The organism is Pseudomonas sp. PB105, from assembly GCF_009764655.1.
GTDB classification, from domain to species: Bacteria; Pseudomonadota; Gammaproteobacteria; order Pseudomonadales; family Pseudomonadaceae; genus Aquipseudomonas; species Aquipseudomonas cyclaminis.
Map to the genome: position 1 here is coordinate 1 of NZ_RWIO01000074.1, position 15,816 is coordinate 15,816.

The following is a 15,816-nucleotide window of genomic DNA, read 5'->3' on the forward strand; positions in this document are numbered from 1 at the left end:
GAAGCAGCCCCAAAACCAGGCAACTTGGTTTTTTTGAAAAAACGCGGTGGCTTTGATGGGGCTGCTTCGCAGCCCAGCGCGGGACAAGCCCGCTCACCACAGGTTAATTTTTGCCTTTTTATCTCTTAACTGACCGGCATTGGGGCAAGCCCCATCCCACATGTCGACCCGGTTTCAATGGGTGATATAGCGCACGCCTGGCTTGGCGCGTTCATCTACCGTCAGCTCAAACACATCCGGGCGGGCATAGTGCCCCACCACGTCATAGTCATACCGCGCCTTCACCAGGTCATCGGTATCGATCTGCGCCGTCAACAGCCCCGCGCCACCCAGCAATGGCCCGGCGAGAATATCGCCCATGGGGCCGACAATCACACTGCCGCCCGCAATCAACGGGCGGTCTGCTGGCCAGTTGGCAACCTCCAGCCCCAACGTGTGGGGCGATGCCTGCACCTGGCACGCGCTCACCACAAAACAGCGTCCTTCGTGGGCCACGTGGCGCATGCTCACCTGCCACATGTCGCGTTCGTCCACCGTTGGCGCGCACCACACCTCCACGCCCTTGGCGTACATCGCCGTGCGCAGCAGCGGCATCATGTTTTCCCAGCACACGGCGCCGCCGATCCGCCCGACTGCCGTGTCGATCACCGGCAAGGTCGAGCCATCGCCCTTGCCCCAGATCAGGCGCTCAGTACCGGTGGGCATCAGTTTGCGGTGCTTGGCCACCAGGCCGCCCGTTGGCTCGATGTACAACACGGTGCAGTACAACGTGCTGCCACTGCGCTCGATCACGCCAAGCACCAAGCTGGCCCCGGTGCGCGCCGACAGGCCGGCCAGCGCCTCGGTCTCGACGCCAGGCACATCAATGGCGTTGGCAAAGTAACGGGCAAAGGCTTCGCGCCCCTCGGGCAGGCGGTAGCCCAGTTGCGTGCCGAAGCCTTCGCCTTTGGGATAACCGCCGAGCAGCGCCTCGGGCATGACCACCAGTTGCGCGCCGCTGCGTGTGATCTCGTCCTCGTAGCCGAGGATTTGCTCAAGGGTTTGGGCCTTGCCGCCCGGCAATGAGCCAATTTGCAAAGCCGCTACAGTGGAAACAGGCATCACGATCACTCCGAAGAAGGGGGGTTGCCCATTCTCCGGCCAGCCGTGATCATGAATAAAGCCCACCTCAGCACTGAATGATATGAGCCAAATGAATATCGCCCAGGTCGACTTGAACCTGCTGAAAACCTTCGAAGCCCTGCATGACGAATCCAGCGCGAGCCGCGCAGCGTTGCGCCTGGGTGTTACGCAATCGGCCATCAGCGCGGGCTTGCGCCGTTTGCGCGAGGTCTACGGCGACCCGTTGTTCGTGCGCACTGGCCGAGGCCTGGCGCCGACGCTGCGGGCCAACCAATTGAAGCCGGTGATCAGTGAGGCGCTGGAGCGCTGCCGGCAAAGCCTGGCCATGGTCAACCCGGACAATCCGCATTATCAGGGGCGCTCCGTGGTACTGGGGCTGTCCGACGACTTTGAAATTGCCTACGGCCGCCGCTTGATGCAGGAGATCGCCCGACGTTTACCGAAACTGCGTGTGATTTTTCGTCAGACCCACAGCCAGATCGTCGCTGACGCCCTGCTCGACCGCACACTCGACCTGGCAGTTACCGCCGGCGGGTTTGCGCAGAACCGCTTGAGTCGGCAGGTGTTGGCAGAAGGTGATTACCGCTGTCTGGTGGACCCCAACAGTCTCGCGCCGCAACAGGTGAGCATCAGCCTGGACGAGTTCGTCGCCCGCGAGCATGTGCTGGTGTCGTCCGGCGGGTTTATCGGCATCACCGATGAGGGGTTGGCAGCGCAAGGGCTGAGTCGCCAAGTGTGTGCGTCGACCAGCCACTTTGCCGCGCTGCCGTTTTTGCTCAAGGGCGGCCACGCGGTGGCAACCATTCCGGGGCATGCGGCACAGGCGATTGCCGAGATGACCGGCTTGCGCGTATTGCCCTGCCCGCTGGCACTGCCGCGTTACCCGGTGGAACTGGGCTGGCGCACCCAGGCCCAGTTGGATCCGATGCAGCTCAAAGTACGCGAAGCGATTGCCGCCAGCTTTACTTCGCCGCCGCCATCAACTTGTTGACTTCGCTGCGCACCATGCCGGAAAACTCCGGCGGCGACATGCCATCAAGCTCTGCGCGAACCCACTCGGCCCACTTGCCCTTGCGCTTGGCACGCTCGCCAAACAACCGCGCCGCTTCGCCCTTGGCCTTGCCCAGGTTGGTTTGCCACAGGTCGTAGAGGCGGGACTTTTCATCTTCCAGCTCGGCGCGTTCGGCGAGGGTCTTGTTGGCGAGATTGAAGCTCATGTTGAATTACCTGCTGCACAAATAGGCGACATCTTACACTGTAGGTCGAAATTTCCTGATTCAGATTTTGCTCAAGAGCACGCCACGGCAAAAAAACTGCAACTTTTGCCATCACGCGATACTCCATTGTTCACTGTCACATTCACTCGCAAGGAGTCACCCAATGGCCCGCAAAACTGCTGCCCAAGCCGTCGAAGACCAAATCAAGGATCAAGCCTTCAGCGAACTCACCGCGCTGATCGAAGAGTCGGACAAATTGCTCAAAAGCAGCGCTGCCCTGGTGGGCGAAGAAGGCGAAACCCTGCGCGAGCAGGTCGCAATCAAACTCAAGCAAGCCTTGGACTCGGTGTCCAGCGTGCGCGAGCGCAGCAAGCCGGTGGTGGATGCCACGGAGACCTACATCGGTGGCCACCCGTGGCAGACCGTGGCGATTTCCGCAGGCTTTGGCTTGGTAGTGGGCCTGTTGCTGGGTCGTCGTAACTGATCGAGCCCGATACGCATCAGGTTCGAGTAGCAGCTGTCGAGCCTTTGCGAGGCTGCGTGGCGGACGTATTGACACCCCGCGATCTGCGGGGCCGCCAACGCAGCCTGACAGCCTCTGCTCAGTCCATCACCAACGTTTGCAATTGCGCCAAGTCCTGAGCCTGTAGCTCAATTCCCGCCTCCAACGACCTCGCCCGTGTGCGATGACGTCGATCACCGGGCAACCGTCGCAACCCCGCCGCATGCATCTGCCGCACCAGTTCCTGGCTGCGCTCGGCAAAATTCTGCCCCGCGGTTTTGCTCGGGTCGATCACGATCAGCAACTGCCCGGTCCACGGCGTACGCGCCCCCGGATGATCAGCCCAATTGAATTCAAAGGAGAAGTTGCCGCCAGTCAACGCCGCCGCCAGCAGCTCGACCATCATCGACAATGCCGAGCCTTTGTGGCCGCCAAACGGTAGCAACGCGCCGCCTTCAAGCACGGCTTTAGGGTCCGTGGTGGGTTGGCCGAGGCTGTCGACGCCCATGCCCGGCGGTAATCGCTCGCCTTTGCGCGCGGCGATCTGCACGTCGCCGTGGGCAATGGCGCTGGTGGCCAGGTCGAACACAATCGGGGCACCGTCGGCACGCGGCGCGGCAAAGGCGATGGGGTTGGTGCCGAACAACGGCCGGTCGGCGCCATGGGGCACCACGCAGGTCATGCTGTTGACCACACTCAGCGCCACCAAGCCCTCTTCGGCGAAGGGTTCGACGTCTGGCCACAGGGCCGCGAAGTGGTGGGAGTTATGGATCGCCATCAATGCGATGCCGGCACTGCGCGCCTTCTCGACCAGCAGCCCTCGCGCCGCCGCCAGGGCTGGCTGGGCGAACCCATTGCACGCATCGACGCGCACAAAGCCGGACGCCACGTCAGTGACCACAGGCACAGCCTTGCCGTTGACCCAACCGCTGGCCAGGGTGCTGAGGTAACCAGGGATGCGGAAGACCCCGTGGCTATGGGCGCCGTCGCGCTCGGCGCTGGCGCAATTGTGCGCCAGGATCGCTGCAACCTCGGGTGAGGTGCCGTGCTTGATAAACACCGCGTGCAACAACCCCACCAGGTCGTTGAACTCAATCAAGGCAGTGGCATGTTCAACTATCGGGGACTGGGCAGACATCTGTAGCTCCGATTTTATAATTGGAAGAGACAACAACAATCCAGACCGTCGATTAAACAACGCCTGCCGTGCCTGCTGTCAACGGCTGCTTGCGAACCCACCCAGTTATGTACCGCCAAGCACTCTGTGGCAGCCCCTACCTTGAGGGCTTACTACCCGCCACGTTGGAGACGCGTACCATGGCGCACATCACCCCGCCGTACTTTCTCGATGAATTCCTGCGTCCGGTAAGGCGCAAAACCCCCACGCAGCGTGAGCGCGCGCTGGGGCTTACCGTCAAGGACCTCGATTGGCTGTTCACGCTGTACGGCGCCAACGACGCTGCACGCCAGAACCCGGCCATGCACAGCTACCCGATGCGGGTGGAACGCTTGTTGCTCAATCCCGCGGGGCAATCCGCCATTGCTCTGGCCGGCGCATTTATGATGAGCCCGACCCCTGACGATAACAAAGCCGTGCTCTACACCCCTTATGGCGGCCTGGAGCTGTTCGAGAGCCGCGCCTTCCTGCTCAGTGAATTGCAAGAGCGCCTCACGCAACCCGAGCAGCGCGTCGATTTGCTGCGGTTTCTGGCGATCAGCGAGCGTGATCTGCTGCCGGTGACGGCACGCCCTGCCGTGACCGCTGAAGTCATCCTGGGCGCGGTGATGCACGACCAGGAGCAGGCCATCCTGGCCGCGCAACAGAAAAACGTCGCGTGGATGCTCGACGAGTTGCGCAAACTGCCCAACCTGCACAGCATGCTCGACACCTTGCTCGGCATCATGGCGCGGTCCTATTTTCCAGGTCTGAACCAGGCGGATACCCGGGTAAACTTCTTCAGCCTCGCCTCGGCCGGGGAGAACAGCCGCTGGGTCGCCTCAGACCCTCTGCGCGACGTGCTGTTGCGGTTCTATGTCAATCAAGCCTGGCCAACGGATCAAACCCACACGTTTTTCAACTCCAAGCATGACACCCGCGCTTTTACCCAGGAGCAACTGATCCAGGACCAGCGACGCTGGGACAGCGTGGTCGAACAAACCAGCGGTATTCTCGCGAAGTTACTCGGCAGCCTGCTGCAAACCTATTGGAACGAAGATATCAACGCGGGCAATTCACGCCTGAAGCTGTTTGCCGAGGTGATGAGTGAAAAATTTCGCGCCGACCTGCTGTTCAAGCACCAGGACGAGATCCTGTCCACTGAGGAAAGCCAATCGCTGCGAGCCGTGCTCCTTTCGAACCAGACCGCCAGGACCGCATCTGCCCGCCACCTGCGCATAGAAAAGGTGCAGGTTCACGCGCCCTATCACCACTATGTCGAGCTGGCCAGTACGCTGATGATCAGCAACTCCCACGCGTATCTCTATACCCAAACCCGCGGCCTGCAGGTCCTCAAGGACCTCGATGATCTCAACGCCACGCTGCTGGCCATGCTCAAGGCCGCAGGGCATGAGGACGAACTGCTCAACTTCCTGTCGCTGGACGAACGCAGTCTGTTTATTGGCATGAACCAGATCCAGGTCACCGGACAGCCTATCGCCGGTAACGTATTCCAGGACATGCTCGACGGCATCGTCGCCAAGCAGCTAAGTAACCTGGAACATGCGCTGGGGCTCTATCGACGCAGCGCCAGCGACATTGACCTGGCGGCGCTGCTCGACCATGCACTGGATGTGCGCACCATGCTCGACAGTCGCTTGCTGGAGCAGGATGCCGGTGGGCGCTGGACGGTGCACCCCGTCAACCTGGGCAATGGCCGCCCCACCACCGTGCGGGCGGAGCAGGCCAAACGCAAACTGCAGACCTTGCTGTCCATCGAGGACGCAATGGCCTTGAAGCGCAAGCGGTACATAACACTGAGCGAGCTTGCGGCCCACGCGCTGGAGGTCGTGTTGACCAAAAAGCATTTGGACCTCAAACCCGCCGAGGTCTTCATCAACACCTACGCCACAGCGGCGCAGGAGCGTGAGTTACGATTGCCGCAGACCTCTACCAGTATGGTTACGCACTTCATCAAACGCGTGGTCCACAAAGCCTCCGCCCTGAAGAGCTCCCCCCACACCTGGTTCTACGGCCCCCGCCGCGAAGGCAGCGCCAACAAACTGAACAACCTGACGGTCGATAGCTTCAATGCTGTGATTGATCAGGCCATGAACACGTTCACCCAGCACGACCTTCGCCAATTGCCGCACCAGCTGCTGGAAAACAACCAGGCGCACCTTAGCTACGCGATGTTACAGGGCTTGAGCGGCGAGGCTGAACTGAGCCGGCTGTACAAGAGCTTGTCACCGGGCAATCTTGCCCTGCTGGCCAGCGTGCTCAACCCTGACAGTTTGCGCAGCCGCCAGCACCGCCATGGGCTGAACGGTTTTCTGCCGGATGCCTTTGGCCTGACCCTGAACCTGGGTGCCACTCTTCAGCCCCAACCCCTGGCCAATTGTTTTGTACTGACCGAACGTGGCGGCCTGGACCCCGTTCATTCCGGGGCCGCATTGCTGTGGACGCCGCGTTGCGGTTTTGAGGCCTTTGCGTCAATCAGGGCCTTGCGCGAAGCCCTGGAACAACGTTTGCAGGATCCTCTGAACCGTTTGTACCTGATAGAGAACCTGGCGGTGTCCAGGCGGCTGCCCCATCAAACCTATCGGCTCGGGCCGCTGCAACGTATTGATGATCATGTGCTGAACAATCGCCAACAGACCTACAGTGATCTGGTACGGGACGAAATTGACCATCTGCTTTTGATGAATCTGGGCGCAAAACGCTTTCAGGAGTGTATGGACGCGCTGATCCGCCGAGCACCGCCGTCCAACCTCCCCAGGGCGATCAGCATGGCGCGCGCTATGATCCGCCAGCAGGAATTGCCGGTCTGGCTGGGCCTCGCCCGGCCAGACGAGCAAATTCTGCAGGCCGAACTGCTCGAACAGTACCGCCTCGCCGCGCTGGACGAGCGCGACTACCTTCACAGCATCACGCCTATGCGCGAACACGCGGTGAGCAGCCTCTCGACTCTGTTGGCTACGCGGTTCCCAGGGCAATTGGTCAACCCTGACAACATACTGATCGCCGGCCGTATCGGCCTTGACGGCAACGCGCTGAGCCTGACGGACTTCGCCCTAAAGCACTTGCCTGAACTGCGCGCCGACGAAATCCGGCTACGATCGCGCACCGCAATGCCACTGCCCGACACACTCGATGGCAACGCCATAGAGCAATTGGTTCGACAGCTCGACCTGAAAAGCCATTTTCAACAACAGCTGACCACTCACCTCAAAGGCCAGAGCGAGGACACCCGCAAACGCCGGCACTTGTTCTGCCGACAGCTGCCGTGGCAAATCCTGCAATACGCCCACCAACTGAAACTGGACGAGCGACTGTCCGCATCGGCCTGGAGCTTCATCGCGCAAGTCTTTGATATGCCCGATGGCGTGGCACGCGCCGCCGTGAGGGGTGTGACGGCAATCATTCGCCCCCTGGAATTGATCGCCACCGCTGGCGCAGCAAAGGCCAAGGCGCTGGGCTGCTACCTGATCGGTCCTGAAGCCGGTGCTTCAGGTCCGTCGGTCCTGTATGCGCCTTGCAGCGTCACACATTTATTGAAGGAGTACGCCAATGAAGCCGCGCTCCTCAATGAGTTCACCAGCCCTGGAGCCCTGCAGGAGTGGGTCGTCGGCCAGTTGCAGGCGCCGCATCAAGCCACGTATCGCAATTTGCTGCGCCAACGCTGGGGCCGCAAGCCTTCGGACATCCATCTGGGCGCGTCCCCGATCACGGGCAACCTGCTTGAGCAACTGTTCAAAGACAACATCGAGCAGCTGTTGCAGATGCTCGATCGCCAGTTCACCCCGTCGGGCAAGACCCAGTGGGATGCGGTCACCAGCCTGCTGACCAAAGGGATCCACAACAGCCTGCAATTTCTGCCGGGTAAACTGGCCTACCCAATGGTGGTGTGGCGCAGCTACAAACTGTTCCTCGCCTCCGCAGAAAACCTGCAGCAGCACCGCTGGCAAAACGCGCTCAGAACCTTTGCCGGCGGGGTGGCCGAGTTGGCCTCGTTGCGCAAGGGGCTGGATGCGCTCTTCCCGCCGGCCTCGCCTGCCCAGGAAAGCACCACCCTGGAGCAACGCCCTCCGGCGGCGGCCAGCCTGGCCGAGCTGGGTCTGACGGCGCCGGGGCGTACACAACTGAACGCGTTTGAAGCGCGTGACGTAGCGCTGGTTGACCTGGAAAAAAGCGCGCAGACCCACGTTTACACGGACAAAACCAACACCCGCCACTTCGTGCCGTTGGCGGGAAAAGTCTATCCGGTGAAAAAAGCCGGTGAGCACTGGTGCCTGAGCCAGGCCGAGCAACAGGGTCCCTACGTACAGTCCAATGCGCAGGGTGAGTGGACGCTGGACCTCGACCGCCACCACCCGCGCTACGGCAAAACCCTGAGTCGCTACTCATACAACTTTTTCAACCGCATGGCGGTACGAGAGGCCATCAATATTGAAGCAGTGGGCATACGGGCGATCGCTGCGTTATCCAGTTGGAAAGCGCAGTGCATTAATGAGGCGCTCAATGTCGCGACGTATTATGCCGTCACCGCCAAACGCAATCTCCTCCACTTCGCGACGCTGCGCGCTCCCGGCAGCCGGCTCGGGCGTTTTTTCAGTGAGTTGTTCGGCATTGTCACGCTGACGTCCGAACAGTTGCAGAGAGTCGAGCGGCGGGTCGACGAGGTACTTGATGAGTTGACTAACCACACGCTCATCGGCCCCGACTCCATGCGGTTTGTCAGCGGCACCCATCGCCTCGACCGCCATACCAACTTTGCCTTTGTACTGCCCGATGACGCGGACCACAAAATCTACCTGCTGGACCGTTTCTTCGACCCGCCCATGGACATCTACCAGAACCGCTTGACCACGCCGTTCAACCTCTCGGCCCATGCACGGGCAACCACGCTGATTCACGAGATAACCCACATCAAGTCCTTGACCGAAGACTTGGCTTACCTGGACAGCATGCGACCGTTCCCGGACCTGATAAACGTCAACATCAGCGGGTCCAGCGCCATGAAGACCGACTTGACCGACTTGCGTGAAAACGCGCTGTCCCTTTCGACCCCCATCTCGATGCTCTTTCGGACCTGGGACGCCTTTACCCAGGAGTGGCAGGACTTCAGCAGCGACAACAAGAAAAAAGTGCTGAGCAGCACCGGATGCAGAACCCTTGAAGATGCCCGCACAGTCTTCATGAGCAACAGCGACAAGCGCATAGACACCATCCTGGCCAACGCCGATTCCGTGACCTGCATGATCACTGAACTGGGGCGTGTACTGGATGAAGGCGCCTGAGCGGCATGGGGGTCATACGAACACTTTCCGGCACGCCCAAACGAGAATGGCTTCCAATTGATGTGCAATCGCCATGATGGCTGTTCTCGCCGTCCACCCTGGGGGTTAGAATGTGGGAAATCAGGATGAGTTAATGAGCGAAAAGTCCCTTTCAGAAGCCGAATATGACGCCATCACCGAGGCCGCCGCGCATTGGTGCATGCGCCTGCACGCGGGTGATTGCACCCCGGCGGAGCGTCAGGCTTTTTCGCAATGGCACGATAGCCACCCGCTGCACGCGTTTGAATACGCGGCGATGCTGGAAATCTGGGACGTCGCCGACCACCTGCCCCGCACCGAACCTATCGCCTGCGTGGTGCCGTTCAAACCTCGTAGTCGACTGCGTACTTACGCCGTAGCCGCTGCGATCTGCCTGGGCGCACTGCCCCTGGCCGCGTTCACCGGTTGGGAAGCGGGTTGGCTGCCCAGCGCCTACGAACGTTTCGAAGCCAGCAATGGTTTACGCCAGGTGACGCTGGGAGACGGCAGCCAGGTGGAGTTGAACCTGGGCACCGAGCTGGTCTACAGCAATTACAAAGACCAGCGTCGGGTCACGCTGAAAAAAGGCGAGGCATTTTTCAAGGTCACCCATGACAGCACCCATCCGTTCATCGTGCGTGCCGGCGAAGGCCAGGTGCAGGTGACGGGCACCCAGTTCAACGTCTGGAAGTATGGCGATCAGGTGCGCGTGATGCTGCTCGAAGGCTCGGTACAGATTGCCAGCGACCAGCAGCACGGCAGCGTTCCCCTGACGCCGGGCATGCAGGCCAGCTATCAACACGGCGATGCCACGCCACGGGTAACGACGATCAATCCAAACGACACCGCCCTGGCCTGGCGCCAGGGCAAGCTGATCCTCGACAACCTGGCCCTGGCCGATGCGTTGCCATTGATCAACCGCTACCTGAACAAACCGGTGATGCTGGCGGATGCCAGCACCGGGGCAATTCGTATCGGCGGCATCTACAACATCAATGAGGTTCACAACCTCATCCCGTCCCTGCCCAAGGTTTTGCCGGTCTACCTGACCCAGAACCAGGATGGCAACCCCGTGCTCAACTCCATCCCGCGTCAATCCCCCAAAGGCTGAGCCTTAGCCACGCACCTGGACTTTTTCGCGCCTGCTGTGTCCATTTTTGAAACACACGCCTGCTCTGCATCGCCCGTACTGGGCGGATTCATCGATTTGTCATGTGCAGTGTTTCACCGCTGATACAGCTGGGTGAATCGTTTGTGGTACGGCCGCGCGCGCGTGCCCTGGCCGTGGGTGTATCAGCCCTGAAACAGCACTGACATCACTTTGCCCTCGAATAACGTCAACCCATTGAAAAACAAAGCAATATAAAAAGCGGCACGGCTTCTGCTCTATCCCTTACAGCGCTGTTTAGGGTCAGCGCGAAGAATAAGGAATGCCGCCGTGATCACACTCACTCAAGGTTCGATGAACGTACTGCTGATCAGCTGTGTACTCAGCGTCGGCATCAGTGTTCCCAGCTTTGCAGGTGACGGCGTGATCGTGACAGGGCGCAACGTGCAGGCTCATATGTACGGCCGCGCCGCCTTCGGTAAAGACCCCTACCCCACCACCGCCAACGCCAATCCCAGCCGCGACATCATCAATGCCACGGGCGAGCTCAGTGATATGGATATCGGCGGGATCAGCAGCGGCTCCAGCATCGTTGGCGCTATCCCGACGAACAACACGCTGACTGGCCTGCATGCCACGCAAAACAGCATGTCCACCCTGGGGGCTGGCTCTGCCGCCGGCCACGGTGCGGGAAGCAGCATGGGTGGGCAGATCAGTGATTCGATCCAGCGCGGCATGGCGCCGCTGAACAACATCGGCAGCATGATGGGGGGCAAATAATGAATCGTTCCCTGCTCGTGCTCGCCCTGCTGGCCAGCGCCCCGGCCTTCGCCGACAACACCGCGGTGATCAACAACAGCGGCCAACACTACGAAGGCGTGGTGTCGATCAACCAGGCGGCGGGTAATCAGCAACAAATGTCCAACAGCCGCGCCATTGCGCTCGGTGGCCAGGCCACCAACGTCAACCTCCAGCGCCTGGACGGCAGCGTCGACCGGTCCCTGAATGCCAAAGCGGCGATCCAGGGCACCTCTTTCACCAGCGGCAACGGTGTACTGGGCATCAACCAGTCGGCCGGGGCCAATAACCAATCAATCAACGCCGTGCGGATCAGCATCAACCCTGGCCCGCAAAGCATCGATGACAGCGTCCTGTTGCAACAGAACACGACGCAGTTGACCGACTCAGGGCTCACCCCCACCACTGGCAGCCGCCAAGTCGCCACCAGCGACCAGGCCTTCACAGGCAGCCGAGGAGTGATTCAGGTGAACCAGAGTGCCGGGGTGGGGAACCGAGTGGCTAACACCCTAGGCATCACTATCAAGTAACTGCTTGGTAGCACTAGTCAGACCGTACCAACACTTAACCAACTAATTAGAAGCAAGGAGAAACACCATGAAACCTCAAATGGCTCTGAAACCAATGGTTTTCGCTCTCGCCGCACTCATGGCTGCTGCTGCTCAAGCAGGTGGTGGCTGGCACCCTGCGCCTCAACCAACCGGCGTGGTTGCGTCTGTCGTGACCGATGTGCAAAACAGCGCGGGCAACCGGTTTGACGACACCAACACCGAAAACAACGCTTCTGCCGATGGCTCGGTAAACAGCAACAGCGGTAATACCGGTGTTAACGTCCAGTCGGGCAGTGGTAACCAGGCAGACAACTCCGGCGCGATCTCCAGTGCCAAAGGCGACTTTGCAACCGTATTCGCGGTCGTCGATGTGAATCAAAACAGCTTGCTGAATACCTACAGCAACAAAGGCACCCAAAACAACGCCTCCCTGGACAACTCGGTTAACGGTAACTCCGGCAACGTGGGTTACAACGGTCAGGCCGGTCAAGGCAACCAGGGTAAAAACAACCTGGCAATCACCACTGCTGACGGCAAAAACATCGCTGCAGCCGCCAACACCGAGCAAAACTCGCTCGGCAACAGCTACCTCAACACCGCTGCAACCAGCCACGGCTATGGCCATGGCGGCAAGGCCCAATACGTGTCCAACAACTCCAGCCTCGACAACTCGGTTAACCGCAACTCCGGCAACGTGGGTGTGAACCTGCAATCCGGTGCCGGCAACCAAGGCAGCAACAGCCTGTCGATCGGTCAAGGTTGCACTGTCTGCGCCAGCGGCGTGCGCTTCTGATCCAACGGGGCCTTGGCAACAAGGCCCCTTTTTTTATTCCAGTGTCCAACAGGTCAGTCGATCATGCGCCTCGCGACCCTCACCCTCCTGATGTTACTCACCGGCCCTGCGTGGGCGGGCACCATGGCCATCTCAGCCATGCCTGGCGGTGCAGTGATCTTCAAGAAGGTCGAGAGTATCCGCGAACGCCGCTTCGCCAACCTGGTGGAACAGAAAACCGATTTCAGCTGCGGTGCTGCGGCACTCGCCACCATCCTGCGCCAGGCCTATTGGCTGGACGTCGACGAAGATCACATCATCAAAGGCATGCTGGTCACTGCTGACCAGGACCTGGTGCGTACCCAGGGCTTTTCCATGCTGGACATGAAGCGCTACCTCGAAAGCATCGGCATGCGTGCCCGGGGCTACAAGATTGGGGCCGACACCTTGGTCACCGTCAAAATCCCTGTGGTGGTACTGCTGGAAATTCGCGGCTACAAGCACTTCGTGGTGATGCAGCGCGCCGACAAGAACTGGGTCTACATAGGCGACCCGGTACTGGGCCATAAACGCTACTCGCACGACGATTTCGTCAAGGGCTGGAATGGCATCGTGTTTGCCGTGCTGGGCGAGGGTTACGACAAGGCCAATGTCTTGCTCGACCCGCCTACCCCGCTGACCGCCAAGAACCAGTTGAATGAGTTCAGGCCCGTAGGCGATGCCGAGCTGATGGATTTCGGTTTTATCCAGAGCGACTTCTTCTAAGAAGCGCAATAAGGGGCAGGATGCTCCAGGAGCAGAAGATGAACACTTCCCGTTGGCTGACGGTCATGTGTCTGGCAGCCTCAATGCCCGCTTATGCTTCATCGGGGTTCAAACCCATCGAACTCAAGGATTCGGAAATGGCCGACCTGCGCGGCCGTTACGTGATGCCGGGGCGAATCATCAGCTTCGGCATTGTCATGAGCAGCACCTGGACCAACGCCGTGGGTGACACCATCACCGGCAAGGCCAACATGCAGGTCGACTCGTCGACCATCACCCCACAATTCTACGTACAGACCACCGGCTCGACCGGCAACGGTACCAACCCGAACACCGGTACCGGCACGGTCACAGGCGGCGCCGGCCTGGGCAGTGGCCAAGGCGTCACCCAGAGCGTGCGCACCGCGGGCGATGGCAACACCGCCTACAACAACGTGGGCATTACCGTCGAGAATGGCTTTGCACCTTCCAACATCGTGCAATCGGGGCAAGTGTTGGTTGCCGGTGGCACGGTGACCGGGGACAGCGCAGCAGGCCGGGTCAGTGTGTCGGCCAACAACGGCGGCCTGCAGATGGCGATCCAGGCCAACCATAACCAGGGCAACAGTGTGCAGCAGATCGGCAGCGGCACGGTGCTGCAAGGCACGGTTTTGACCGGCAACACCAACTTCGTCAACAACATGACCCAGCTCAATGTGGTGATGAACAACAACGGTTTGAACAACGGCGCGCTGAACTGCAATCTGGACCAACTCAAAGGCCTACGTACCCTCGGTTATTGAACTACGCTGACCCTCGTCACTTACGCATTGGAAAAGGACGGCTTACTTCATGCATCGATCGTTATCGCTCCGCGCGGTAGTCTGTTTAAGTACGCTCTTGCCTGCATCCGTTCTGTATGCCGCGCCAGATGCCGATATCGAAACGCTCAAACAGGAGCTTCTGGAACTCAAGCAGCGGTATGACGTTCAGCAAAAAGCCTTGGCGGTCCTGGAACAACGGGTACGCCAGGTCGAAGATCAGCCGGCGGCACCGGCGCCCAAACGCCTGGCCAAATCCCCGGCAGACTTTCAGAAAGCCAGCGGCGCCACCGTCGCAGGCACGGGCGCCGCAGCAGCGTCCGGCGGCGCGGGCGGCGGCGGCAGCTCCTATGGCCAGTCCCTCAAGGACGACTCGGCACCTGCGCAAAGTGTGAGCAACCTCTATAACGAAGCCAGCGGCTTTTTTGGCAATGGCAAGTTCAGCTTTGAAACCGGCATTACCTATGCCCGATATGACGCTCGCCAATTGACCCTTAACGGCTTCCTGGCGCTGGACTCGATTTTCCTCGGTAACATCAACCTGGACCGGATCAAGTCCGACAACTGGACCCTGGACCTGACCGGGCGCTACAACCTCGATAACCGCTGGCAGTTCGACGTGAACGTCCCCGTGGTGTACCGCGACTCCACCTACCAGTCAGCCGGCGCCGGCAACAACGGCACCGCGACCTCGGAAGCCTCGGTTACGCGCGACCCGACCATCGGCGACGTCAACTTCGGTGTGGCGTACAAATTCCTCGACGAAACCCCCAACCTGCCAGACGCCGTGGTGTCGGTGCGGGTCAAGGCGCCTACGGGTAAAGAGCCGTTTGGTATCAAGCTGGTCAATACACCCGGCAACGACAACCTGTTCGTGCCGGAAAGCCTGCCTACGGGCAACGGCGTCTGGTCGGTCACGCCGGGGATCTCGCTGGTCAAGACCTTCGACCCGGCGGTGTTGTTCGGCTCGCTGTCCTACACCCACAACTTCGAAGATTCGTTTGATGACATCAGCAGTGACGTCAACCAGAAGGTCGGCGGCAAGGTCAGCCTGGGCGACAGCTTCCAATTTGGCGTCGGCGTGGCCTTTGCCCTCAACGAGAAGATGAGTATGTCGTTCTCGGTGTCGGACCTGGTGCAACGCAAGAGTCGGCTCAAGCCCAATGGCGGGGACTGGCAGTCGGTGGTATCCAGTGATGCGAACGCAGGGTACTTCAACGTGGGGATGACGATTGCGGCGTCGGATAATTTGACCATCGTGCCGAACCTGGCGATTGGGATGACGGATGATGCGCCGGACTTTACGTTTAGCCTGAAGTTTCCGTATTACTTCTAGGACGCTTGGGAGATTTGGTGAGCTGCTCTTGATCTTGCTTTAGATCTTGATCTTGATCTTAAGCGCCCCGTTAACCACGCTGGCCGGAATCCGATATTGATTTGGGGGGTAAACCGGCAGGGATGCCGGTTTAGCCGCCCTGCGCCATGGATGGCGCGTGGCGGCGGCCCCCCAAATCAATGTCGGATTACGGGCACACCGAGCCTGGGCGAGGTGCCGAGTGGTGGGGCAAGAGCCCTTTTGGTGGACTTGTTCCCTCGCAGCGGACGCCAAGAAGCGATATTTTAATCGCAACCTTGGAGGCACCTATGTCACAGCAAACCCGCCGCAGTTACACCGACGACTTCAAAGCTCAGGCAGTGACACTCGCT

13 protein-coding genes are annotated in these 15,816 nt (G+C 60.2%); 10 read left to right on the top strand and 3 right to left on the bottom strand.

Going from position 1 to position 15,816, the window contains the following annotated elements:
• Positions 1-174: 174 nt before the first annotated feature.
• On the bottom strand, positions 175-1,101 hold the full coding sequence (locus tag EJD88_RS18570; protein WP_158878703.1) for a carbon-nitrogen hydrolase family protein: 927 nt from the start codon (positions 1,099-1,101) through the stop codon (positions 175-177).
• A 91-nt stretch (positions 1,102-1,192) separates the two neighbouring features.
• On the opposite strand from EJD88_RS18570, the gene EJD88_RS18575 reads away from it, so the two are divergent.
• Positions 1,193-2,113 carry a LysR family transcriptional regulator gene (locus EJD88_RS18575; protein WP_158878704.1) on the top strand — a complete coding sequence of 307 codons (921 nt, stop codon included), beginning with the start codon at positions 1,193-1,195 and terminating at the stop codon, positions 2,111-2,113.
• On the opposite strand, the gene EJD88_RS18580 is transcribed toward EJD88_RS18575, so the two are convergent.
• Positions 2,085-2,339 carry a hypothetical protein gene (locus tag EJD88_RS18580; protein ID WP_099585223.1) on the bottom strand — a complete coding sequence of 85 codons (255 nt, stop codon included), beginning with the start codon at positions 2,337-2,339 and terminating at the stop codon, positions 2,085-2,087. The two genes, EJD88_RS18575 and EJD88_RS18580, sit on opposite strands and share 29 nt — an antisense overlap.
• 163 nt (positions 2,340-2,502) lie before the next feature.
• Between EJD88_RS18580 and EJD88_RS18585 the strand changes: the two genes are divergently transcribed.
• Positions 2,503-2,823: a YqjD family protein gene (locus EJD88_RS18585; RefSeq protein ID WP_099585224.1), complete on the top strand. Its 321-nt coding sequence runs from the start codon at positions 2,503-2,505 to the stop codon at positions 2,821-2,823.
• Between the two features lie 118 nt (positions 2,824-2,941).
• Here EJD88_RS18585 and EJD88_RS18590 read toward each other — a convergent pair whose 3' ends face one another.
• Positions 2,942-3,979 (bottom strand): Ldh family oxidoreductase, encoded by a 1,038-nt coding sequence (locus EJD88_RS18590; RefSeq protein ID WP_158878705.1) that lies wholly within the window; start codon positions 3,977-3,979, stop codon positions 2,942-2,944.
• Positions 3,980-4,158: 179 nt separating this feature from the next.
• Between EJD88_RS18590 and EJD88_RS18595 the strand changes: the two genes are divergently transcribed.
• The 8 genes from EJD88_RS18595 (at position 4,159) to EJD88_RS18630 (ending at position 15,445) form a co-directional block, all read left to right on the top strand.
• Positions 4,159-9,297 carry a dermonecrotic toxin domain-containing protein gene (locus EJD88_RS18595; RefSeq protein ID WP_158878706.1) on the top strand — a complete coding sequence of 1,713 codons (5,139 nt, stop codon included), beginning with the start codon at positions 4,159-4,161 and terminating at the stop codon, positions 9,295-9,297.
• Positions 9,298-9,430: 133 nt separating this feature from the next.
• On the top strand, positions 9,431-10,426 hold the full coding sequence (locus EJD88_RS18600) for a FecR family protein (protein ID WP_158878707.1): 996 nt from the start codon (positions 9,431-9,433) through the stop codon (positions 10,424-10,426).
• A 327-nt stretch (positions 10,427-10,753) separates the two neighbouring features.
• Positions 10,754-11,203, top strand: coding sequence for a hypothetical protein (locus EJD88_RS18605; protein ID WP_099585228.1), 450 nt, complete (start codon positions 10,754-10,756; stop codon positions 11,201-11,203).
• The gene (locus EJD88_RS18610; protein WP_099585229.1) at positions 11,203-11,751 is read left to right on the top strand and encodes an adhesin; all 549 of its coding nucleotides are present in this window, start codon (positions 11,203-11,205) and stop codon (positions 11,749-11,751) included. The genes EJD88_RS18605 and EJD88_RS18610 overlap by 1 nt, the downstream gene beginning before the upstream one ends.
• A 67-nt stretch (positions 11,752-11,818) precedes the next feature.
• Positions 11,819-12,565 carry a hypothetical protein gene (locus tag EJD88_RS18615; protein ID WP_099585230.1) on the top strand — a complete coding sequence of 249 codons (747 nt, stop codon included), beginning with the start codon at positions 11,819-11,821 and terminating at the stop codon, positions 12,563-12,565.
• 63 nt (positions 12,566-12,628) lie between these two features.
• The gene (locus EJD88_RS18620) at positions 12,629-13,309 is read left to right on the top strand and encodes a C39 family peptidase (protein ID WP_099585231.1); all 681 of its coding nucleotides are present in this window, start codon (positions 12,629-12,631) and stop codon (positions 13,307-13,309) included.
• A 38-nt stretch (positions 13,310-13,347) separates the two neighbouring features.
• Positions 13,348-14,091: a hypothetical protein gene (locus EJD88_RS18625; RefSeq protein ID WP_099585232.1), complete on the top strand. Its 744-nt coding sequence runs from the start codon at positions 13,348-13,350 to the stop codon at positions 14,089-14,091.
• A 49-nt stretch (positions 14,092-14,140) separates the two neighbouring features.
• Entirely contained in the window at positions 14,141-15,445 is a 1,305-nt protein-coding gene (locus EJD88_RS18630; protein WP_158878708.1) for a hypothetical protein, read from the top strand.
• Positions 15,446-15,816: the final 371 nt, after the last annotated feature.